At 50.4% G+C, this 23,316-nt stretch carries 21 protein-coding genes; 6 read left to right on the top strand and 15 right to left on the bottom strand.

Annotated elements, in window-relative coordinates:
• Nucleotides 1–137: 137 nt before the first annotated feature.
• The 6 genes from purB to QZV31_RS01360 all read right to left on the bottom strand — a co-directional run bounded on the left by purB (nt 138) and on the right by QZV31_RS01360 (nt 8,243).
• Nucleotides 138–1,430: an adenylosuccinate lyase gene (purB, locus tag QZV31_RS01385; RefSeq protein WP_093728837.1), complete on the bottom strand. Its 1,293-nt coding sequence runs from the start codon at nt 1,428–1,430 to the stop codon at nt 138–140.
• A 156-nt stretch (nt 1,431–1,586) separates the two neighbouring features.
• Nucleotides 1,587–2,966: a replicative DNA helicase gene (gene dnaB / locus QZV31_RS01380; RefSeq protein WP_295357113.1), complete on the bottom strand. Its 1,380-nt coding sequence runs from the start codon at nt 2,964–2,966 to the stop codon at nt 1,587–1,589.
• A 45-nt stretch (nt 2,967–3,011) separates the two neighbouring features.
• Nucleotides 3,012–3,464 (bottom strand): 50S ribosomal protein L9, encoded by a 453-nt coding sequence (gene rplI, locus QZV31_RS01375; protein ID WP_093728835.1) that lies wholly within the window; start codon nt 3,462–3,464, stop codon nt 3,012–3,014.
• On the bottom strand, nt 3,442–5,520 hold the full coding sequence (locus tag QZV31_RS01370; RefSeq protein ID WP_295357108.1) for a DHH family phosphoesterase: 2,079 nt from the start codon (nt 5,518–5,520) through the stop codon (nt 3,442–3,444). Before QZV31_RS01370 ends, rplI begins: the two co-directional genes overlap by 23 nt.
• Nucleotides 5,521–5,574: 54 nt before the next feature.
• Nucleotides 5,575–6,534 carry a YybS family protein gene (locus QZV31_RS01365; RefSeq protein ID WP_093728833.1) on the bottom strand — a complete coding sequence of 320 codons (960 nt, stop codon included), beginning with the start codon at nt 6,532–6,534 and terminating at the stop codon, nt 5,575–5,577.
• Between the two features lie 350 nt (nt 6,535–6,884).
• A complete protein-coding gene (locus QZV31_RS01360; RefSeq protein ID WP_295357103.1) occupies nt 6,885–8,243 on the bottom strand; it encodes a hypothetical protein in 1,359 nt (452 codons plus the stop codon).
• 260 nt (nt 8,244–8,503) lie between these two features.
• Between QZV31_RS01360 and gluQRS the strand changes: the two genes are divergently transcribed.
• Nucleotides 8,504–9,463 carry a tRNA glutamyl-Q(34) synthetase GluQRS gene (gene gluQRS, locus QZV31_RS01355; protein WP_295357100.1) on the top strand — a complete coding sequence of 320 codons (960 nt, stop codon included), beginning with the start codon at nt 8,504–8,506 and terminating at the stop codon, nt 9,461–9,463.
• Nucleotides 9,464–9,535: 72 nt separating this feature from the next.
• On the opposite strand, the gene QZV31_RS01350 is transcribed toward gluQRS, so the two are convergent.
• Nucleotides 9,536–9,865, bottom strand: a complete 330-nt coding sequence (locus QZV31_RS01350) for a LysM peptidoglycan-binding domain-containing protein (protein ID WP_295357097.1) — start codon at nt 9,863–9,865, stop codon at nt 9,536–9,538.
• A 283-nt stretch (nt 9,866–10,148) separates the two neighbouring features.
• On the opposite strand from QZV31_RS01350, the gene QZV31_RS01345 reads away from it, so the two are divergent.
• The gene (locus QZV31_RS01345; protein ID WP_295357094.1) at nt 10,149–10,802 is read left to right on the top strand and encodes an isochorismatase family protein; all 654 of its coding nucleotides are present in this window, start codon (nt 10,149–10,151) and stop codon (nt 10,800–10,802) included.
• A 46-nt stretch (nt 10,803–10,848) separates the two neighbouring features.
• On the opposite strand, the gene QZV31_RS01340 is transcribed toward QZV31_RS01345, so the two are convergent.
• From QZV31_RS01340 to QZV31_RS01310, 7 genes are all read right to left on the bottom strand, one after another.
• Nucleotides 10,849–11,346, bottom strand: coding sequence for an HD domain-containing protein (locus QZV31_RS01340; protein ID WP_295357091.1), 498 nt, complete (start codon nt 11,344–11,346; stop codon nt 10,849–10,851).
• 17 nt (nt 11,347–11,363) lie between these two features.
• The gene (locus QZV31_RS01335; protein WP_295357088.1) at nt 11,364–12,536 is read right to left on the bottom strand and encodes a hypothetical protein; all 1,173 of its coding nucleotides are present in this window, start codon (nt 12,534–12,536) and stop codon (nt 11,364–11,366) included.
• Nucleotides 12,537–12,665: 129 nt separating this feature from the next.
• The gene (gene mnmA, locus QZV31_RS01330; protein ID WP_295357086.1) at nt 12,666–13,736 is read right to left on the bottom strand and encodes a tRNA 2-thiouridine(34) synthase MnmA; all 1,071 of its coding nucleotides are present in this window, start codon (nt 13,734–13,736) and stop codon (nt 12,666–12,668) included.
• A 208-nt stretch (nt 13,737–13,944) separates the two neighbouring features.
• Nucleotides 13,945–14,526 carry a hydrolase gene (locus QZV31_RS01325; protein ID WP_093728826.1) on the bottom strand — a complete coding sequence of 194 codons (582 nt, stop codon included), beginning with the start codon at nt 14,524–14,526 and terminating at the stop codon, nt 13,945–13,947.
• Between the two features lie 88 nt (nt 14,527–14,614).
• Complete coding sequence (locus QZV31_RS01320) at nt 14,615–15,052, bottom strand: Rrf2 family transcriptional regulator (protein ID WP_093728825.1); 438 nt, start codon at nt 15,050–15,052, stop codon at nt 14,615–14,617.
• Between the two features lie 331 nt (nt 15,053–15,383).
• Nucleotides 15,384–16,997 carry a dicarboxylate/amino acid:cation symporter gene (locus QZV31_RS01315; RefSeq protein ID WP_295357079.1) on the bottom strand — a complete coding sequence of 538 codons (1,614 nt, stop codon included), beginning with the start codon at nt 16,995–16,997 and terminating at the stop codon, nt 15,384–15,386.
• 94 nt (nt 16,998–17,091) lie between these two features.
• Nucleotides 17,092–17,487, bottom strand: coding sequence for a hypothetical protein (locus tag QZV31_RS01310; protein WP_295357074.1), 396 nt, complete (start codon nt 17,485–17,487; stop codon nt 17,092–17,094).
• 350 nt (nt 17,488–17,837) lie between these two features.
• Between QZV31_RS01310 and QZV31_RS01305 the strand changes: the two genes are divergently transcribed.
• The gene (locus tag QZV31_RS01305) at nt 17,838–18,536 is read left to right on the top strand and encodes a hypothetical protein (RefSeq protein WP_295357071.1); all 699 of its coding nucleotides are present in this window, start codon (nt 17,838–17,840) and stop codon (nt 18,534–18,536) included.
• A gap of 284 nt (nt 18,537–18,820) precedes the next feature.
• On the opposite strand, the gene QZV31_RS01300 is transcribed toward QZV31_RS01305, so the two are convergent.
• Nucleotides 18,821–20,107: an SH3 domain-containing protein gene (locus QZV31_RS01300; RefSeq protein WP_295357068.1), complete on the bottom strand. Its 1,287-nt coding sequence runs from the start codon at nt 20,105–20,107 to the stop codon at nt 18,821–18,823.
• A gap of 349 nt (nt 20,108–20,456) precedes the next feature.
• On the opposite strand from QZV31_RS01300, the gene QZV31_RS01295 reads away from it, so the two are divergent.
• From QZV31_RS01295 to QZV31_RS01285, 3 genes are all read left to right on the top strand, one after another.
• A complete protein-coding gene (locus QZV31_RS01295; protein WP_295357065.1) occupies nt 20,457–20,990 on the top strand; it encodes a phosphatase PAP2 family protein in 534 nt (177 codons plus the stop codon).
• A gap of 67 nt (nt 20,991–21,057) precedes the next feature.
• Nucleotides 21,058–21,777, top strand: a complete 720-nt coding sequence (locus tag QZV31_RS01290) for a M15 family metallopeptidase (RefSeq protein ID WP_366508671.1) — start codon at nt 21,058–21,060, stop codon at nt 21,775–21,777.
• 164 nt (nt 21,778–21,941) lie between these two features.
• The gene (locus QZV31_RS01285; protein WP_295357060.1) at nt 21,942–23,255 is read left to right on the top strand and encodes a macro domain-containing protein; all 1,314 of its coding nucleotides are present in this window, start codon (nt 21,942–21,944) and stop codon (nt 23,253–23,255) included.
• The last annotated feature ends 61 nt before the right edge of the window (nt 23,256–23,316 follow it).

Here is a 23,316-nt window from a genome sequence, read left to right as displayed (position 1 = left end):
CATCTCCCCTCAAAGATTAAAACAAATTTCGAATTTATCTGTCGCAGGCTTTCCTGCTCCGCACCATCGGCACAACAGGCAGATACGCGCTGCTGAATCCGGTTTACGAATCAGTTGACACTGCCGGCAATACTGACTTACAGCCCGAACCTTGCAAAAATTCTGTCTACATGCACCAGCATGGGCTTATAATCAAAGCATTCCTTAATCTCTTCCGGCGTCAGGTACTTGCGTACATCCTCATCCTTGCAGAGATTCTCGTAGAAATCTTCTCCCTCCAGCCAGCGTTTCATGGCGTTGCGCTGTACCCAGCGGTATGCCGTGTCCCGGAAGGCGCCCTTGGCTACCAGGGCCAGCAGCACCCGGGGGCTGTAGATCAGGCCGCCGGTCATGTTCAGGTCTTCCAGCATCTTCTCCGGATACACCAGCAGCCGGTCGATCAGGTTGATGGTTTCATTCAGAATATAATCCAGCGCCGTGGTAGCGTCCGGCAACATCACCCGTTCCACAGAGGAGTGGGAGATGTCCCGCTCGTGCCACAGGGGAATATTTTCAAAAGCCGGCAGCACATAGCCCTGCACCAGCCGGGCCATACCGCAGATACGTTCGCTGCGTACCGGGTTCCGTTTGTGAGGCATGGCGGAGGAGCCTTTCTGTTTCGGGCTGAAATATTCTTCCGCTTCCCGCACTTCCGTGCGCTGCAGGTGACGCACTTCCAGCGCCATCTGGGACAACGTTCCGGCAATGACGCCTAACGTGGAGATATATTCCGCATGATGGTCCCGCTGCACTACCTGGGTTGCAACGGATTCCACTTTCAGCCCCAGTTTTTTGCAGACATATTCTTCCACATAAGGGTCAATGTCCGCATAGGTGCCGACGGCGCCGGACAGCTTGCCCACGCACATGTTTTCCGCGGCCCGTTTCATCCGCTCAATGTTCCGCAGGGTCTCGCTGTACCAGAGCAGCAGTTTCAGGCCGAAGGTGGTCGGTTCCGCATGAACGCCGTGGGTACGGCCGATGGTAGGCACATATTTGAATTCCACGGCACGGCGTTTCAGCACTTCCGCCAGTTTTTCCAGATCTTTCAGGATCACGTCCGAAGCCTGCTTCACCTGTACGTTCAGGCCAGTATCCTTCACGTCCGTGGAAGTGAGGCCCATGTGGATGTATTTGGCTTCGTCGCCCACGTATTCCGCCACGGCAGACAGAAACGCGATGATGTCGTGATTGATTTCCTTATCGATCTCATGAATACGGTCTACATCAAAATTCGCTTTGGCTTTAATGACCTCCACCGCTTCTTTGGGAATGCGCCCCAGCTCCGCATTGGCTTCGCAGGCAGCGATCTCCACATCCAGCATGGTCTGCCATTCATTCCGTTCGTTCCAGATCTTCTCCATTTCCGGACGCGTGTATCTCGGAATCATCTTGTTGTCCCCCTTTTGCATCTGCAATTAAAAACTGTTTATATTGCCTTGCTCAATCGCCGTTCGGTCTGCCGGTCTGCTGCGTTTGATTTGCACAGCAGCTCCGGCAACTTTTTCATAAACGCAAGAATCCTTGCTGCAGTATCCGTCTTATCTTCAGCCGTCGTCCCTCTTTGAAAGGCTGATGAACTTCGTGCACTCATTCCGGAAGAACAGATTGACCCGTCCCACCGGACCGTTGCGGTGCTTGGCCACGATCAGTTCTGTAATATGAGTCGGTTCCTCGTCCGCGCCTTTATAGTAATCATCCCGGTACAGGAACATAACGATATCCGCATCCTGTTCCAGAGAACCGGACTCACGCAGGTCGGACAGCATGGGTTTTTTTACCTGTCTGGCTTCCACACTCCGGCTCAGCTGGGAAAGAGCCAGTACCGGCACGTTCAGTTCACGGGCCAGCGCTTTCAGGCCCCGGGAAATTTCCGAAACCTCCTGCTGCCGGTTATCGGAATTGTTGCGGCCCACCGACCCCTGCATCAGCTGCAGGTAATCGATAACGATCAGGTCCAGGCCGCCCTCCGCCTGCAGGCGCCGCGCCTTGGAACGCATTTCCATGATAGAAAGCCCCGGCGTATCGTCAATAAAGATCTGCGCACCGGCCAGGCGGTCCGCCGCAATCCACAGATTGTTCCATATATCCGCGTTATCATTATCCTTATCTCTGTCGTATCCGCCTGCCCGCAGCCGCTGGGCGTTAACATCCGCTTCCGAGCAGAGCATACGCTGCACCAGCTGTTCCCGGCTCATTTCCAGACTGAAGAAAGCGACCCGTTTCTTCGGCTCCCCTTCCCGGGAACCCCGAATCGCTACATTTTGGGTAATATTCAGGGCCAGGGCGGTTTTACCCATAGACGGACGCGCGGCTAAAATGATAAAGTCGGACGGATGCAGACCTGCCGTCAGATTATCCAGGTCTATGAATCCGGTGGCTACGCCGGTAATGGCCTGTTTGCTGTCCAACACAATCTGGATATGGTTGATGGTTTCCGTCAGCACATCGGAGATTGCCGCAAAATCCGTTCCTCCTTTCCGGTTGGAAATCTGGAGGATGGTTTTTTCTGCCTGGTCCATGATGTCCCGCACGTCTTCCGAGCCGTCGTAGCCCATGGCGGCAATGGCTGTACCGCCTTCCACCAGCTGCCGCAGCACAGATTTTTCTTCCACGATCTGGGCGTGAAACTTGGCATTGGCAGCCGTCGGTACAATATTGGCCAGCAGGGTGACATAGGAAACGCCGCCTACGTCATCCAGCTTGTTCATTTTTTTCAGTTCATCAATCAGCGTGATCATATCGATTGGCTCATTCTTGGAATGAAGCGTCAGCATCGCGCTGTAAATGACCTGATGAGCCTGCCGGTAAAAGTCTTCCGGCATCAGCTTTTCGGTTACCACGCTCACCGCGTTTTTGTCAATGAGCATAGCCCCGATTACGGATTGTTCCGCTTCTATATTCTGCGGAGGCACTCTGTCCTGCATAGTTAACACCTGTTAAAGAAACACCGGGTATATACTGTCAAAATTTTAATTTTCATCAGTTTCCACAATCACATTGAACTTTGCGGAAATTTCCGGATGCAGTTTGGCTACTGCCGTATAGGAACCCGGCAGCTTCACCGTGTCATTCAGTTCAATCTTGCGGCGGTCCACTTCCAGTCCCGTCTGCTTGATCAGGGCTTCCGCCACATCCTTGGAGGTCACAGCGCCAAACAGCTTGCCGTTAGCGCCTACTTTCAATTTCAGTTTTACAGTAACCTTTTCCACCTGTGCTGCCAGCATCACGGCTTCATCCTTACGCTGGGCAGCCCGGTGTTCCGCCACCTTTTTATCCTGCAGTGCCTGGTTCATGTTCATGGTGTTGGCTTCTTTTGCCAGTTTACGGGGAATCAGGTAATTACGGCCATAGCCTTCTGCCGTCTCCACAATATCGCCTTTTTTACCTAAATTTTTCACATCACTCAATAAGATTACTTTCATTCTTCTCTTTCTCCTCTGCTTCGTCTAATTGTTTTTTCGTTAATTCGATGATCTGCTGTTTCACTTCATCCGCATCGGCATTCTGAAGCTGCACGCCGGCCACCGTCTGATGACCGCCGCCCCCCAGTTCTTCCATGATGACCTGAACATTGACACTGCCATCACTGCGGGCGCTTACATTCACATTTCCATCCGTGCATGCGGAAATCACCACGCCGACGGAAACACCGGTTACGTTAATCAGGGCATCTGCCGCCTGGGCTGCCAGGATAGACGTGTCACTGGAATTTTCTACGTCACGGTTGATGGAAATAGCCAGATGAGGCAACGGCGTCTCCGCTTCGGCTATAATACGGTACCGGTCCCGGAAGGATTCCAGATCGTCTTTAAACAGCTGCCGCACCAGGATGGGATCCGCCCCGGATGTACGGAGCAACGCCGCCGCTTCAAAGGTACGGGCGCCGGTCTGCACGTTGAAGTTCTTGGTGTCTACCACCAGTCCGCTGTACAGTGCTGTGGCTTCCCCTTTGGTGAATTCCAGCTTGTCGTTAAAGTAGCCTGTCAGTTCCGTCACCAGCTCACTGGCGGACGAGGAAGACGGTTCCATGTATTTCAGGATCGTATTCTGGATAATATCCTCGGCCCTCCGGTGATGGTCAATGATGATCCGTTTCTGGGGGATGGCTTCCAGCACTTTCTGACTGGCGCTTAATACGGCCCGGTGATGGTCTACCAGCATCAGCAGACTGTTGGGTGAAATTTCCTCGAGTACATCTTCTTCGTGTACAAAAAGGCCTTCGTACAGTTTATCTTCTTCCGAAATGTTTAATTCGCCGTCAAACACAACCTTCTTCAGTTTCTGCAGCGAAGTGCTCCGGCTGCTGATTACGATAAAGGTCGGCTTTTGCAGGGACAGGGACAGCTTGGCAATGCCGACGGCGCTGCCGATGGAATCATAATCTTCATTGGCGTGGCCCATGACAAATACCTTGTCAGCAAGCTCCATCTGCTCCCGGATGGTATGCGCCACGATCCGGGCCCGCACCCGGGTACTTTTGGCGCTGACCGCATTGGTACCGCCAAAATACTGCATCTGCTTGTCACACTCCACCACCACCTGGTCTCCGCCGCGCCCCAGCGCCAGGTCCAGCGCTTTAGATGCGTGCAGGCTGATTTCCTGCAGGGTTTCCCCGTCTTTGGAAATACCGATACTGATGGTAGGAGCCAGTTTGTTCTCCTGCCGGACTTCCCGCACTTTATCCAAAACGGAAAATTTGTCTTCTATAGCTTTTTGCAGATTCTTATAGTTGATGCCCACAACCAGGTTTTCTTTATTGGAACGCACCACAAACCCCTGGAGGGATTCCACCCACTTATTCAGAATCTCGCCGATTTCCCCGTTCAGATTGGCCCGGGCGCTTTCGCTGAGGCCTTTCATCACATCTTCATAGTTGTCAAAACGGACACAGGCCAGGCACATGCGTTCTTCCTCAAAGCGCTGCTTCAGTTTTTCCCACTCGGTAATATCCGTCAGGTAGACCATCAGCGTGCTGGCTGCGTCATCTTTTCTTTCCGTGTTTTTTGCCGGGTTCTGTACGCTGAAGTACTGCATCTGGTAATACCGGCCCCGCATCTGGATGACCTTACTGTCATCTTTCACGCACATCGTCTCAAAGGCATTCTCCGGTACGGGCAGCACTTCTTCCGGTTTTTTCCTTTCCAGAGACTTTAATCCGGTCCACTCCTGGAATTTTTCATTTTTCCACTGGAGCTTCCCGTCACTGGAGAATACTGCGATACCTACATCTAGATTCTTAGTGGAATAATGTACGGAACGCTCAATATTGCGGATCACGTCATCCAGATAATCGGACAGCATCTGTTTCTTTTGGGTGTAAGCCCGGCGGGCAAACCAGACCACTATAATAAGCAGCAACACTCCAGCCGGAATGAACAGCGGCTGCAGGAAACAGATTCCTACTACCAGCAGGGCAATGAGCAGCACGTAAATACAAATTTCTTTCCAGTTGGAAAACTGGCTCCTGCTTCCAAACATTTCAATCACCTCATATTGCTTCGTAACTGGTACGACAATCCTGCTGCGGAACCCTTACTTCTTTTTCTGTTCCCGTTCCGCCGCATTCTTCTTTGCCCGGAGCTTCCGGGCGTCAAACAAAATATCGTAACCGCCGATATACGTCACGATCAGTCCGAACAGGGAAATAAACATGGAAACGGGGATAATGATCCGCATCCACCACAGCGGTTTGTTATGGGTTTTAAGGTACCAGTAGATGAACACCAGCCCCTGCACCATCAGCAGCATGCTGCAGATGGCCCACACATTGGCGCAGACCGTGTAACCGATATGGGTCCGGTCATTGATAAAATACTGGATCCCAAAAAGGGCCGCCACATAAATAAGCGCCACAACCGGCGGGAAAGACCATTCGTCCACCGGGGGAAATTCCGGAAAGGTTTCCCCGGTCCTTGCCAGAATCTTACGGGCCGCCCAGTAATTGATCATCACCAGGATTGGCGCCATCAAGAGCATGGCTCCCGGCAGGATAATTTTAATCATGGAGACCATTTCCGTCATCTGGGCGGTAAAGGCTGCCGACTGTTCCGGTGTCATGCTCCCCGTGTTAAACGATGCCGCCATTTGCGGGATGGCGTCGTCCAGTGACTGGAACATCATATCCACAGGATGGATACCCATCACATACAGGGCCAGCAGCATGTTGATCCCGATGCTGGCCAGCGCCCCGATAGATGCATATAGCAACAGCTTCTGTGCCGGCAGGTGACGGTGCATGCATTCGCCCAGCACAATCCCCATGACGCCGTACACACCGATATAAAACAGCGCATGGATCGGATTCACTGTCATGGCTACCAGGACCGTGGACACTACCGCAGCCATAATGCTCCATCGCATCCCGTTCCGCATGCCGCAGACTACCAGAGGCAACGGCATGATTAAATTCAAAATAATTCCCATAAAGGGAACGTAAGCAAACAATAAGTTAAAAACGATGGCAATGGCGGCACAGATTGCACCTTCCACCATTGCGGACGTTCTCCTGCGATACGTTAACGCCACAAATTCCTCCTGCCGGAAACACAGCTTTCTTTCCCGGCTTGTCAGTTAAACAGAATCAAAGACCGGGAACCGTCATCCGGTTCCTGCTTTCTTAAAACAAAATACAAACACTTATACAGCATACCATTATATTTTACACCAAAAGCAAGATTTTGGCAAAATTGTACTGCTGCCGGAAACCACAAACAGAAAATGCTGAAGCCGGATCTTCGACAGAACGGCTTCAGCAGAGTATCTTCTTATTAAGTTAAACATATATGGCAGTGTCTGCTTGTGCGCTCCGGTTCTGTCATCGTTTCTTTCTGCGCGGATGCCGCTTACAGCTTGACGCTGGCCTTTACCTTGAGCCCTTCTTCCATCACGCTGAGGTTTGTCAGGTGCAGCACGTCCAGCACGGATTTTTTCAGGAAGCGGGTCTTTCCGATTTTGCTTTCCTGCAGCGTTTTGGTGAAATCCAGGCCGATTACGCCGTTCTCATAGGTAACTTCCACATCTTTGTTCTCAATGGTCACCTTATCAAAAACCAGATCGATGATGGCGACGATCAGTTTGTCACCGACCGTATTCACCACCAGGGACGCAAAGTCATTATTGAAAATGTCGAAACCGTCCACTTTGATATGGGCAACCGCTTCATTCTGGTCCACGAAAAAGTCCAGGATGGAAAGTTTCAGCTCCAGCGTGCCGTATGTATTATGCTGCAGATTCATCCGCAGATAATCCGGCGCCAGATAGCCGATGTCCAGCAGGGCAAAATCGCTGCCGGCCAGTGCTTTTGTCATGTAAGATTTAATCTCACTGTACGGAATCACCAGCTCGCCCCGGGACAGCTGCTGCCAGTTCTGGGCGGAAATCCAGCGGTCGCTTTTGCTCTTCAGCGGATTTACGATGCGGTCATTGAAATCTTTTATCTTCTGGGAAATAGTAGATTCGGCCTTATCCGCCGTGGTCTTTACACCGGCAAACAAGTCTTCCCCTTTCACATTCTTCATTTTTTCTTTCAGGGCGTTCAGGTCAAATTTTTTGCTTTCGTCACCCAGGGGCTCGTCCTTGCAGTCCATGTTGCTGAAAGCTTCCGCGTTTTCCGCCCCTTCCTTCCGGGCTTTTTCAAATACTTCACGGAAACTGGCTACGTCTTCCGGACGTCCCGCCTTCAGCCAGGCATTGGCAGCCTTGCCTACGCCGTAGGTAATGGACACAGCCAGCGGAATCTGAATTGCCGCAATCGGAAGCAGCGTGAAAACAGACTGTCCGATAAAGGTGGCGCCCAGCGAACCTAACAGTCCCAAAGCCGTTCCTTCGGACATTTTCACGCCCCGCAGGTCGGCCAGCCGGGTGATCATGTATACTTCATTGGCAATCAGCGCCATGGTACCCAGAACCGGAGCCACTACCAGCACGCTGGCACGGGCCGCGCCCCAGCGGCACAGCTTTTCCGCTTCCCATTCCGTGTCAATATCCTCCAGCGGCTCAAGCTCCGCTTTTTCTTCTTTTGTATCGCCGGCAGCCTCTTCGTTCGCTTCGCCGGCATTTTCTTCTGCAGAATCACCGGCGCTCTCTTCCGCGGTCTCCTTCACTGCGTCCTCAGCCTGTACGGTTTCCTCCGCAGCGGTCCTGCTTTCCTCAGAAGCCTGTTCATTTGCCCCGTTTGCCTGTTTTACTTCATCTTCTGCCATAATTTCACGTACAATCCGATCCGCAGTGCAGCATATCGGATTTATCCTTTCTCCCAGATCGGCTGGGTAATTCACCGTTTCATATAAACTGCAATAAAAGTTTAAACCTCATTACAGGATGTTTTATTCTTGTATTTTATATTATATCCTTTATGCTATAATAAAAGTTGAAATCTTTATGAACAATTATCGGATACACCGTACAACCGTCATCTAAATCGCAAAGAAAACAATTCTAATTTAATTGAAGGAACACTGCCATGAATAAAATACCTGTTTCGAAACAGAAAATAGTGGGACGTTTTGCCCCGTCTCCCAGCGGGCGGATGCACCTGGGAAATGTTTATACCGCGCTGGCAGCCTGGCTCTGTGCCAAAAGCGCAGGAGGAAAATTTCTGCTGCGCATTGAAGATCTGGATCCTGTCCGCTGCCCCCGCACCAATGCGGATCAGATCATCTCTGATCTGGAATGGCTGGGTATCACATGGGACAACAGCGATATCCCCTTCCAGAGCGAACGCACTTCCATTTATGAATCTTTTTTTCAAAAACTGCGTGACCTGCAGCTTGTGTATCCCTGCTTCTGCAGCCGGGCGCAGCTGCATGTGGCTGACGCGCCCCATGCTTCGGACGGCCGCGTGGTATACGCCGGCACCTGCCGCCGCCTCACCCCGGAAGAAGTACAGGAAAAAAGCAGAACTCGCCAGCCGGCCGCACGGCTGATTTTACCGGATGAGGACATAACCTTTTGCGACGGACAGTATGGTTTGCAACAGTTCAACTTATCCCACGACTGGGGCGACATCATCATCCGCCGCAGCGACGGGGTTTTTGCCTACCAGCTGGCCGTCACCGCAGACGATGGACTGATGGGGGTGACCCAGGTCGTCCGGGGCAGCGATTTACTGAGCTCTTCCGCGCCGCAGATTTATCTGTTCCGGATACTGGGCTTCCCTGTTCCGGAATACCTGCACCTTCCTATGCTGATCACGGAAGGCGGCGTCCGCCTGGCCAAACGGGACAAGGCAGCGGATATGGGCTTCCTACGTCAGCAGCTTACCGGTCCGGAGCCGCTGATCGGATATATCGCCTGGCTCCTGGGACAGATCCGCAAACCGGAACCATTGAAAGCAACAGACCTGCTTCCTCTGTTCGACCATAAAAAAATCCCCGGTCACGACCTTGTCGTTCCGGGAGATTATTGGGAATATTTAAAATAACGGTATTTACAGCACATAACCAGCATTCTTAGAAGAATTTTCGCAAAACCGGTTCTTCCTTCCGGTTATCGTCTACTTTGCCGCCAGTTGAGCGCGGCCGGCGTTCCGTTCATTCTGTTCGGCAATAACATCCGCCACGGTTCTGCGTACCGGAATCACCAGGCGCTGTCCCACGGAAAGGTCGCTGCCCGTCAGCTTGTTCTCTTTCTGGATCCGGAGGATCACTTCACGGATGTCTTCCTCTTTGCCGCTCCAGTCCGCCGCAATATCCCACAGGGTATCTCCGGTATGGACCGTAACGACCTGCTTCTCGTAAATTTCAGGGGAAGCAGAAACCGTCATATATGTAAAACCGCCGCTCAGCATAGCACCTAATACAAAAGCCAGTAAAAATTTCTTCATGTTTGTTCACCTCTTTAAAACGTTCGTTTGTTATAATTATAATATAACTAAACAGTTCGTTTGTCAAGAGATTTATCACGAACATTTTATTAAAATTTTTATTTTAAACATATTTTGTGTTCGTTTTATAAAACATCTGATTTTTACATTGGAAAAGACTTTACACAAGCCGTTGCATTATATATAATGCTTTTAAAACATTTTCCAGACCGGAAACCGATACAGGTTCATCCGTTGTCCAGGTTTGTAAACGACTTCAGATTTGGAAGGAGGAGGTAATACCATGTTTACGTTCCGTTTACCCGCAAAACAGTTTATTGCAGCCTTTGATATTGATGCACAGAAAACCTTTACCCCTGTCTGCCCCGACGAACTGCCGGTAACTGAGGGTGACAAAATTGTACCGGAATTGAATGCCCAGGCAGAATTTGCCGCGCTGCGTGTCGCCTCCCGGGACGCCCATTCCCCTTACGCAAAGTGGATCGCCACGCCAGAACATCCGTGTCTTTCTCCTATTAAGGGATATCCCAATCTGGATCTGTACTGGACGAAGCATGCCATCGTGGGTACAACCGGGTTCGATTTCATCGACGGACTTGACCCGGAAGCGTATGCTTTTCAGAGTTTAAAAGGCATTGAGCCGGACAAACATCCCTACGGCGCCTGCTACCACGACCTTGCCAACAAACGCAGCACCGGCGTCATCGAATTTTTGCGGCAGCACGGCATCACCACCGTCATCTGCGGCGGCCTGGCCACAGACTATTGTGTGCTGAACACGGTCCTGCAGTTAAAGGATGCCGGCTTCACCGTCATTTTAAATAAAGCCGCCTGCCGCGGTATCGCCCCCGACACCACCAAAGCCGCATTGGAAAAAATGAAAGCTGCCAGCGTCATCCTGGTGGAAAACGCGGCAGCGTTGCAAACGTTACGTTAAGGTAAGTAAAGGAAACACTGATTACGCAGCGTATCCTAAAGTCGTTTTATTCTTCATAGCCATACTGGTTATTCAGCATCGCAATGCCGCTCCCGGTTTTAAACACACGGGAGCGCATTTTTTTTATTGCTTCTTCCGGCATATTTTTTTCAAAGGAGTTCACCAGAAAATCCGCTTCCAGCAAAATCTGCCAGTCCGGCCCGTCCACTCCTTCATAGGTATGATGATGGGCAATCAGGAAGCACACCCTGTCAATCAGTTCCGGCGCATACCCTCCGACCTCTTCCAGCAATGCCCGCGCGTAAGCAGGTCCTTCCTGTTCCTGTAACTTTCCATTGCTGAAGCCGTATTTTTTCTCCGCCGGATGAATGCCAATGTCATGCAGAATAGCAGCGATTTCCACAATCTCCTGCTGTTTCGGGGGCAGGTTTTCCATGTTCCCGATCATGGCGGAAAACATATACACTTTCAGAAAATGCTGGATACGGCGTGCATCGCCTTTGTCAAACAAAATCATCCTGCGTACTACTTCAGCATGTTCCATCTGCTTCCGTCTCCTCATCACATTCCTTTTAACGTTTCGATCATATACAGAGCCTTGGGCAGATATTCATACTGCTTGCTTTCCGGGAAAACGATGGCAGTGCGGTAGGTTTTACCAGCCCGTTGCCCCGCACTGTCCACGATCAGGCAATGCTCTCCCCCAATATAGCGGCGGATATACTGTATTTTTACATCATCCCCCTGGATGTTTTTCCTTGTTTCCGTAAACACAGGCACGGCTTTTCCGTAACTCGGGAACGTATCCTGATTTTTATAGTAATAGGTATCTGCCGGATCGTCTGCCGTTACCGCCATAAATTCTTTTTGTGAGATATTTCGGAGCAGCATAGGGCCAAACGCAGGAAGTTTCTGCAACGGATCATACGGCATGGAAGCAGGCAGCGCTACCACATAACGCCCTCTGCTGTTGGTGAACCAGCGGAAATCTCCCGCAGCCAGCGGACGGAACGGTGAGGGCGCAGGCACAGGCACCTGTACCGTAATTGTCTTATATTTCGTTCTGGCAGACGCCGTGCCGCTGGGCACCGGATAACTGCCTTCCCCGGCATTTCGGTTCCCCTGACTCTGCAACTGTTGCTGCGCTTCCGCCCCGTAGGATGAAAGCCCGTTTAACTGATCTTCCGGAGCACGGGTACCAAAGGTCCCGTCAGGATTTTCCAAAAAAGTTTCTGATACATCCTGCATTGTATCCGGTGGGAAAAAAAATTTTGGAATCTTAACGTCCATGGTTCCCGGGCGGTATCCGGATCCCACAAACGCGCCGGATACCAGGCGGAAATCCGGCCGGATCTGAGTATGCTGCCGGATCATCCGTTCCCGGAGTTCTGCTTCTGTATACCCCATAGTATTGGAAGGCCTTATTGTCATTCCGGCGCTCCTGCCAGGCTGCACCTTTCTTCCGGGCGCCGGTTTCATCGATGTTTGTCCCCGGGATATCCTTTCCCCGGTATCGCCGGCCTGTTTCCCTCTGCCGGTCTGCGGCCGGACCACCCGGATTTTAACCGTTTCGTGTCTGCTTCCAATGGGAGAATTCCCAACAATCGTAGAATCCGATTGCGGATGGGTCGGCAGCGCCGCCTCGCCCTGCAACGGACATACGGCAATGCCGGCAAGCCAAAGACTCGCCGCAAGTACCCGTATCATCCTGTTTTGATTTACGTTCCTTTTCATGAGTAACTATTCCTTTTGTTGTTCTTTTACATTTCTTTTGTTGCCGGTTTTCCGGAGTTGCCAGAACTGGATTTCCAAATACCACCGTAACAACAGAAACTGACCCGAATAAAAACTATCCTTGCTTTCTTACCGTATCGTACCGCCGCCGACCACTACGTCATCCTGATAAAACACCACAGCCTGACCCGGTGTCAGCGCCCGCTGGGGTTCATCAAACGTCACTTTGATGTTTCCGTCGTCCAACGGTTCAATCACAGCCGGCACATCTTTGGCCCGGTAACGGGGCTTGGCTGTGACACGCATCGGTCCTTTCAGTTCCGGAATGGAAATCAGATTGCAGCGTTCCGCAATCAATGTGTCAGAGAACAGCGCCTCCTGCGGTCCCAGGTACACAATGTTCTTTTCCACATCTTTCCGGATCACATAGAGCGGATACTGATAGGCAATCCCCAGTCCTTTCCGCTGCCCGATGGTGTAATGCAGCTGCCCTTTATGGGCGCCCAGTACCGTACCGTCCAGATGGATAAACTTTCCCGGTTGCGGCTTACGCCTTGTCATATTCTCAATCACCCGGGCATAATCCCCGTCCGGCACAAAGCAGATATCCTGGCTGTCCGGCTTCCGGGCATTGGCCAGCCCTTCCGTTTCCGCTTTTTCCCGGATGGCCGTCTTCTGCAGATGCCCCAGCGGAAACAGAATACGGGCCAGCTGTGCTTGCGTCAGGGTGTACAGCATATAGCTCTGGTCCTTTTGCCTGTCATCTCCCCGCAGCAGCAGCCAGCGTCCGGTTTCTTCATTAAATTTTACATTAGCGTAGTGGCCCGTAGCGATGTAGTCGCATCCCAGCTCTTCCGCTTTCGGAAACAGCTGCCCCAGCTTCACATTCTTGTTGCAGTCCACACAGGGATTGGGCGTCCGCCCGCTTTCATACTCCGCAATGAAGTGGTCTATGACAAACTGACGGAAATACGGGCAGAAATCAAACACGTAATGGGGAAACCCCATCTTTTCCGCAACCTGCTTCGCGTCCCGCACGTTAGCAAAACTGCTGTCTGTTTCCCCTGTCAGCCCGATGTCTTTGTTTTCAAACATCTTCAGGGTGACACCAATTACATCATAGCCCGCTTCCTGCAGCAGCAGTGCCGCCGTACTGCTGTCCACGCCGCCGCTCATGGCCATTAAAACTTTTTGCTTCATTTTAAAACCTTTTTATGCTCTTCTGCGTGACAGGATTCCGCAAAACTGTTCACGTTTGCTATTCCATGGATTTATGCGCCTGTGGCTTCGAAACTCGGGCTGCGCCCTCAGACAGTCTCGCCACTGCGGCGCATTTCATCTCATGGAATCACGCAACCGCTCTCAATGTTTTGCTTGAATCCTGCCACGCATATAAATCTATAAAACTTTATGCTCCAAATGCAGCGCACTCTGCATTAATCTTTGCTTCATCCACGCGCATGGCTTCAATGGTTTTCGTAATCAAGTCTTCCAGCGTCCAGCCCAGCATGTCCGCACCCTGCTGGATGACTTCCCGGTGACAGCCTGCCGCAAATCTATGATCTTTGAATTTTTTCTTCACGGATTTCATTTCCATGTCCTGCACGCTTTTGGACGGACGCACCAAAGCGCAGGCGCCGATAAGTCCCGTCAGTTCGTCACAGGCAAACAGAACTTTTTCCATTTCGTGTTCCGGTTTGATGTCTACCGTAATCCCATAACCGTGGCTGGCCGTTGCATGGATCAGTCGTTCATCCAGCCCCCGTTCCCGCATGATCTCCTGGGATTTTTTGCAGTGCTGGTCCGGATACTGTTCAAAATCCAAATCGTGGAGCAAACCCACCAGGCCCCAGAAATCTTCTTCTTCCGCATATCCCAACGTGCGGGCAAAATGGCGCATGGCCCCTTCCACCGTCAGGGCATGGCGCAGGTGGAACGGGTCTTTATTAAATTCAGTTAATAATTTCCAGGCTTCTTCTCTTGTAAGCATAAGGCATCCTTCTTTCATTACTAATCAAAATATTTCAATAACGTTTTCCTGAAATCTCGCAGACCATTGATAACTGCAAACGGTTTCCTCAAATCACATAATCGGCGCCGGCTTTTTCATGATACCGTTTCACCAGATCCGCAAGAGTGATGTGGTCTACCACCTGATTCACTGCCTCTTCAATTTGCTGCCAGACCTCCAGAGTCACGCAGGTCCGCTCCATTTCGCAGACACCGCTTCCGGCTTCCAGACAGGATACCGGTGCCAGACTGCCTTCCGTAGTCCGGAGAATATCCCCCACGGTATATTCTTCCGGGGGTTTTGTCAGCTGGTACCCGCCCTGGGCGCCCCGGGCACTGCGTACCAAGCCCGCCCGGCTCAGCTGGGTAATGATCTGTTCCAGATATTTGTCGGAAATATTCTGTCGCTGGGACACTGCCTTCAGCGGAATGTATCCGCATTCGTAATGTACTGCCAGGTCCAACATCAGTCGCGTGGCATACCGTCCTTTTGTCGAAATCCGCATACTGCAATCACCTCTTTCGGAAAACTTCAGGAACACTGATGCAGCAGTGTCTCCCTAAAACTGCAACGGCTCCATAGGGAAAGGGAAAGTTAAACCTTTCACGCAATATCATTGTATTCTTACTGTAATATATGCCTATATTCTACTATGAATTAAGTGATATCGCAAGTTGTTTTTCAGAAAACAAAAACTCCTTTTCGGCCTGCAATCCGCAACTGCAAACCGAAAAGGAATATAGATTCATGGTATTTATTTTTTCTGAAAGTTCTTCTCTTTATCATAGGAAAGGCGACGACACGTAAACGATTCCGGGAACGAAACCGAAACGGAACTACTCCGCCGTATAGGTCTCTTTGTCTACCTGTTTCTCGCTGCAGGCCAGCATCATCGTAGAAGCAACGTCTGAGGTTACATTGCCCACGGTGCGGAACATTCCCGCCGGGCTGTCTATGGGAAGAAAGAGGGCGACAGCCGCCGTCGGTATCCCCACCGCCTCAAACACCGTGCTCAGTCCGATGATAGCGCTGCCGGGGCAGCCGGCCATGGTCACCGAGACCAGGAACGTGGATACGGTCAGCGTCACGAGGGTATTCAGATTCAGTCCCACGCCTAACGAACGCGCCATCAGAACCGCTATCATCGCAGTATAAAAGCTGCTGCCGTTCATATTGAACTGCAGTCCCACCGGTATGGAGAACATGGCCAGCCGGGAGTCAACGCCCAGTTTTTCCGCACAAAGCTTCAGGGTCATCGGGATACAGGCGTTGGAACTGTTCAGAGAAAACGGAATCGGCGCAAAGGTCAGGGACTTTTTCAGGAACGGAACCGGTGATAATTTTCCCGCCAGGGTTACAAACAGCCCGGACGCGAGGACAACCAGCGCCATCCCAAACGCATTCGCCGCCAGCACAATACCCAGGGACAGGAGCGCGTCCGTTCCTGTGGTCAGCATGAGCTGCACCATGGAGCAAAACACCACGAGGGGGATAAATTTCACCACTACGTTCATGACGTCCATGAAGAAGAAGTTAAAGAATTCAATCAGCTCTTTCACTACGTTGGCCCGTTCCCCCGCCCGGTTGACAATGATACCGAAAAAGCAGGCCAAGAACAGCATCTGAAGCACATTCCCGGTAGCAAACGGCTGAATCAGGTTAGCAGGAATGATGCCCGTAATCATATCCAGCAGGGATAAGCCCGGCTTAACATCCATATCCTGTTGGGGGACAGCTGCCGCCAGCCCGGACAGGCCATCGGAAAAGAAAATCAGTCCAAACACAACCCCCAATACCGTACAGACAAACAGCTTCACCAGGGACAACATGATCAGTTTCCCGCCTATGCGTCCTACATCGGTGGCGTTGGACATGTGGGTGATACCGGCGATGACCGAGATGAAAATCATAGGACCGATGGTCATGGAAAGCGCATTCATGAACATCCGCAGCGCAGATCCGGCCAGCGTGACATTGATCTGTTCCAGCGCATCCGCGCTTACGGTTTCTTTTAACAGAAGTCCGCAGACAATCCCCAGTACAATCCCGATAACCGTATTGCGGAAATCTTTGGATGCGGATTTGTGGATCCGTATGGAAACAAGATTCTTTCCGTTCTTCCTGGAATACCCCACCTCTTCCCGGTGCGCTTTCAGTATGGCAAGACCGTAGGCATCTTCCTTCTCTTCGTTTACCTCGGTCATTTCCACCAGGGGATTATACTGTTCCCCAAGGGATTCCAGGCGCATACTGATATCGCCAAAACGGCGGTGCAACGTAACCGTTACCGAAAAATCCGCCGGATCCCCGGCCCCTTTGGACAGACGGAGGAATGTTTCTTCCAGCAATAGTTGTGCCGTAAGGATTTCCTTTTGGGAAATTTTGGCTTTGGACAATTCCTGTTCCAGCCATCCCATGGTTTCTGTAAAGGTGCTGTTGCTCAATACCACAATGTTTAAGCCTCCTGTTATCACGCCGCTTTTGTCGTTAAACAGCAAGACGTACCGTGACCTTACCATTATGTCCCGTTATTCATCCGGGAAATTACTTACGGTTTTTCTTCTCCGCCTTTTTCGCTTCTTTGGCATCCTTTGCCTGTTTTTCCTTCACCTTGGCCCACAGGTCGATGACTGTCTTCATCCATTCGATCATGGCCAGTTTGCCGAACTGGTGCCAGGTTTCACACTCCGTGTTCTTCGCAATAAATGCATTCCATTTTTCCTGATTTACTTTTTCGATTTCCAGCGGGTTCGTCAGGCCGAAGTCACTTTTGAACAGCATATCATCCATGGAAGTGAATTTGCTGTTCTCTTTCATAAATTTTTCATTAAAGAGTTCCTGAAAAGTCATCTGCTGCATCAGACGTCCCAGCTCCGGATCCGATTTGTACATGTCCATATATTTTTTAAATTCAAACTCTATTTTTTTTGCGTCAACCATGTTGTCCTCCTATATTTTAAAACGTCTGCATTATTGTAACACATTTTTTCCTGTTTTTCTATAATCGTGTTTCTTGCAGGTCCGTTTTGGCAAAAGTTATTTTTTTACAGGGAATGCTATCGCTGTTTCTCATACTTAAGGAAACTCTGATTAAAAAATGCCACAAAAAAAACTTATTTAAGTCACGGTTTTGCCGCACCCCGCTGTTATGATACAGGTAACAAAACATCCGGCGGCAGCTGCCGGGTACCAACAAATAAAGAGCTGATGCCGGTGGATAAAGAGCAGACAAACTTGACATCAGTTCATTCCGGAAATAAGTACGGCAAAAGCAGAAACGGGGGATTATCATGATGATGCACAAAAAATTACAGAAAGTCCTGGCAGTCGCTCTAATGACAAGTTTCTTCAGTACCTCTTTCATAATGGGAGTTTCTGAAGCGGCGCCGGCCCGTCATGCCGGCGGACAGCGTCCCGCGCAGACACAGCAGGTCCGCCCGGTACATAAAAGCAGTTCCGGCCATCAGCCAAGACCGGCCATGCATCGAAGCAATCCCGGACATCAGGGCCCGGCAGTTCATAAGAACATTCCCAAACAGCAGGGGTCTGGCATGCACCGGAGCACACAGCATCACAAGGCGCAACCTGTGATGCACAAGAGCGGCCCTGCCCATCACGGGCCGGCTGTACATAAAGCACCACAGCACAAGGCACAGCCTATGATGCACAAAAGCGGTCCCGCTCATCACGGACCTGCTGTACACAAAGGCGGCCCTGTCCATCACGGCCCTGCAATCCATAAAGCACCCCATCATAAAGGCCAGCCTATGATGCACAGAGGCGGTACCATCCACCACCGCGGTCCTGTTGTAGTGCAGCGGCATCATCCGGCGCCGCCACCGCCGCCCCACCATCACCATAACGACCATCGCAGCATGCACAGCGGCGACTGGATCGGTGCATTACTCGTAGGCGGAATCATCGGCGCCATCATCGCCAACAACAGCCATCATAAGGCTGATACTGTGGAATATGTGTACGCAGATTGAATAAACAGCGCATACTGCAGATAAATTCGGTTGTATAAATGCTGTTACGGAATAGATAGCTAACACGTTGCATTCAGATTCACCTGAAAACTTTACAGACACCTCCCTGAGTAACTACATGACACCTCTCTCTAAAAAAGGGACTGGCAACAGGATTGATTCCTGTCCAGTCCCTTTTGCTTTGGATTGATTGTCTTTGTCAGAAGGCGCAGATTAAGGAGACGCTGATTAAATGAGTTTGTACACAGACGAATTAACCAGTGTTTCCTTAAACAAACAGCGTGTCAAATCCCGGAATCATACGGCGTATCAATCCCCTGGATGAACTGCGCGCTCACATAGCCCACCGTGCCGTCGTCCAGTCTTACCTTGGCCCATTTAAACATAAGATATTTTTCCCCGGTTTCCTTGACAAACCCCAAAACTGTCAGCGGATAGCCGTTATCTTTTTCGCCCAGGATTCCGCAGTTGGTGTTGGGCTGTTCACGGATCCGCACGCCATCCCCTTTGATGGAAGCCCGGCCCATTTCCTTAAAGAAGCGGATCCTTCCGTCATCACCCACACTCGCATGGCCCAACCGCATCACGTCGTTGTCTTCCGGCTGCAGGATTGCCATGTTATTCGTAGTAATCGCATTGGGTCCTTCGCCGCTGTAGAAATCCGTCATACGGATATACGTATCGGGATTTTCCAGCATCTCCGGAGCGTTCAGGGTAATGTGGCGATGTAAGTACAATGCGTTGGTGCTGGTCATAGCCGTTCCGGTGAAATTGCTCCAGGTAATTCCAACCCAGGAAGGCTCTGCGTTGTAATCCTTCTTCACAAACAGGAAATAATAATTATGCTGATGGTTTTCCATCACAATGTGCAGATTTTTATCCGCTGTTACGGTCCACATGTCCTGCCGGTCCGGATTGCTCACGTTCAGCACATAGTAGTCTCCGTGCCAGGGTTTCGCATCCTCTTCATCGCTCAGGGTATAAGTATTAGGCGAGGTATTACGATTGTAAAATGCATTTGCGTTTAACGTTTTTTCATATGCGTACAGCAGTGCGGATACCGGATAATATTCCGTTGCATCAGCTTTTTTCACGTACTTTCCGTTCAACGCATCGCCGCAATTGTACGCATTAGCCTCCCCTTCATTGACAAAACCAAATCCCACCTGCTGTTCAAAAGACGTACTGAAAACTTCAGGGGTAAATTTGCTGTTCCTCTTTAACGCATTCTGCATGGTTTCGCCCCGCAGACGCAGGCCCGTTTCCCCCGCGCCGGCCGTATCCGTTTTCCAAATATAGCAGGTTGCCAGTTCTTCGGTCACGTTACCGCTTCCGTCCAGCGCCTGCAGCGCGATGATGGGTGCTCCGGCGGAAGTTTTCATAGACCTTCCTTCCTGGGTTTCCGAAGCCTTTCCGTCCAGCGTGATGATAAACATCCGGGCCGTCACGTTGCCGCTTTCGTCTTTCTTTTCATAGATACCGTCTTCGGGCAACATGGCCCAGGCAGAAACCGAAATCAGCAAAAGCAACAATGTCATCATCATCGTCAAAAACATGTGTCTCCGTTTCATTCTCGCGCCTCCTTTAGTAAACACTTCTTGTCCAAAAAAATACGTTGGGCACATACTGTATTTTAATCAAAAAACTTTACGGTTCATTTTATATTTTTGCATTGCAGCGTTTTTTCAACGAATCATTATTGTTTTCTTTTATTGTAGCATAGGTTGTAAAAATTTTTAATAACAATTTTTATTTACCCACACCGGTGAAACAAGATAGCTTATTTTTTCGCAGACCTTATTCCCTTTGCGCAAGCTTTACAGATATAGTATAATATATAAGATAAGAAGAAATTATTTTTTGCAGGACCGGTTTTTAGGAGACGCGTCCTGCCAATGCAAATAAAAAGGAAGTGTTACCATGCCTGTTGCGATTCCCGACGCAGTGTTCCAAGTCGACAAAGCTATTTTGCTTTTTATACAAAACAACCTGCGCTATCCCGCGCTGACGCCGTTTTTTAAAGCAATCGCCAATTACGGTGTCATCATCCTTGGGGTCTACGTAGTCCTCATGCTGTTGTGGGAAAAACGGAGGATTTTCCCCATCGCCTCGGCCTGTGTGGTCAGCGGCCTGTTGGGGGATTTTATAAAAGGTTACCTGAAAAAAGCAGTGATGCGCCCCCGCCCCTTTTTGGAAATACCGGCTCTGGAGCCTCTCATCAAGCGTCCAAAAGGATTTTCTTTCCCATCGGGGCACACCACCCTGGCTTTTGCCGTAGCCTTTATCATCAGCCGCATTTTGCCGAAGCGTTACAGCATCCCCGCATTTTTAATGGCTGCGCTGGTTGCGTTTTCCCGCCTGTACCTGGGCGTGCATTATCCCACCGACATTTTGGGCGGCATCTGCATAGGCTACGTAGCGGGTATGATTACGGACTTTTTGTATAAGAGATAAGGAAACCTAAAAAGAGGAGGAAGAAAAAGTGAAAAAACTGTTTATGGTCCTGCTGCTCTGTGTCAGCATGTTTGGTTTTTGCGGCCAGGAAGCTCGCGCCCAGGACGACGTCAAACTGTCCAACGATGCTTCGGACTTTGTACTTTTAACGGATGTAGTGCCGGACGCCATTCTGGAAATCCGTTACTTCTCTACGTATAATTTTGTAGGAGACCGCATCGACGGATACCATCAGCCCACCGCTCTGTTGACAAAAGAAGCGGCGCGGGCTTTGAAAGCAGTCAGTGATGACGTAATGAAAAAAGGCTACCGTTTAAAAATATACGACGCCTACCGTCCCCAGATGGCGGTTTCCCATTTCGTCCGCTGGGCCAAAGATGTGAAAAATACCCGCATGAAACCCTATTTTTATCCGGAACTGACAAAAGAAGTGCTGTTCCCCCAGGGTTACATAGCGGAACACTCCGGCCACAGCCGGGGCAGCACGGTAGACCTGACCCTGTTCGACATGACCACGGAAAAAGAAGTGGACATGGGCGGCACTTTCGATTATTTCGGACAGCTTTCCCATCCGGACTACAAGAAGATTACGAAAAAGCAGTATCAGAACCGTATGATCCTGCGGGAAGCGATGCTGGCCCACGGATTTAAACCGCTGGTAGAAGAATGGTGGCATTTCACCCTGAAAGACGAGCCCTATCCGGACACCTATTTCACCTTCCCGGTCAGCGAAGCTTCCGTAAAACGGGAAACGAAAGCAGCACAGGAACTGAAACCGGCTGCGTAAGTCTTTGAACCTGTCTTTTGCACATCCTTTTGATACTTTTATTTTTCAGGAAACACTCTGACCGTTTTCTTTTTCAGTCATCATTACGGAACTGCTGCTGAATTGAATTTTCTATAGCCCTTGCTTTTTCAGCAAGGGCTGTTTGCACATAAGGAGTAACCATTATGCCTGTAACTTTTATCCGCGGCGACATCACCAAACTGAAAGTAGACGCTATCGTCAACGCAGCCAATAACCAACTGCGTGGCGGCGGCGGTGTAGACGGCGCCATCCATGCAGCGGCAGGGGCAGAGCAGCTCCACGCCTTCTGCAAAACCCTGGGCGGCTGCCCTACCGGTGAGGCAAAACTTTCTCCCGGTTTCAACCTGCCTGCAAAATTTATCATTCACACAGTAGGCCCGGTTTGGCAGGGCGGCGCATTTCATGAAAAAACGCTGCTGACCTCCTGCTATCTGCGCTCATTGGAACTGGCACAACAGAATCATTGCAAGACCGTAGCCTTTCCCCTGATTTCTGCCGGCGCTTACGGCTATCCCTATGACGACGCGCTGCAGATTGCCTACGACACCTGCCAGCGTTTTATCAACGAAACAAAAGCTGACATGGAAATTTATATCGTGCTGTACCTGCGTGGGCGCAATTACAACGCAAACGTCCGGCGGCATACGGATTATTCCCGCTTCCCTGGTACGGATATGTTCCGACAGATAGCAGAATACATCCGGGATAACTACCATTTCGACGCAGAAGAGGTAAAACAGGAGAAACAGGCAGAAGAGATTTCTGTCGTAGAGAGTCTCACCCTTCATGATGTAAACGTCTGCATGTCATGTGATAGTGACTTATTGGATTTTGAAGATAGCGAACCGCCTGTAAAGCCTAAACGCTTTGCAAAGAAAATAAAAAAGTCCGCGTCGGAAGATGCTGTAAAAAAGAAAATCAGTTTTTCGAAAGCTATATCGGAAGAAAGAACGGCCCCGGAGCCTGACGAAGCAAAAGAAGCTGCAATGGGACGCGCTTCCGCAATGGAATCCGCTCCGTCAGCTGCCGGCGGAAAACGCAGCGCTTCTTCCATGCTGCGCCACTGGCTGGAGGAAGATTACCAGCCTGCGGCAAAACTTCCGAAACCGGGAGACTTTTCTGTGGAAGAAACCTTTACGCAGCGTCTGCTACGTTTTATGAAAGAAAAGAATATGGATTCACCGGAAGTGTATACCGAAGCCTGCATAGACCGAAAACACTTTTCAAAAATTCTGAGCAACATTCATTACCAGCCTAATAAAAATACTGCGGTCCGGCTGGCTCTGGCGTTAAAACTTTCTCCGGAAGAGACAGACGCCTTCCTGAACGCGGCCGGGTTCGCCCTGTCCCGCAGCAAGATTACCGATTTGGTTATCTCTTACTGCATTTCCCATAACCAGAGGACCGTGTGGCAGGTCAACGGCATATTGGAAGATTACGGTCTGGCTTCCATTTGAGAAAATTCCTGTTTCAATTTCCGCAGATTTACTATATAATATATTTAATAAAACATAAGTT

The organism is uncultured Succiniclasticum sp., from assembly GCF_902793885.1.
Lineage (GTDB): Bacteria > Bacillota > Negativicutes > Acidaminococcales > Acidaminococcaceae > Succiniclasticum.
This window is presented reverse-complemented; position numbering and strand designations above follow the sequence as displayed.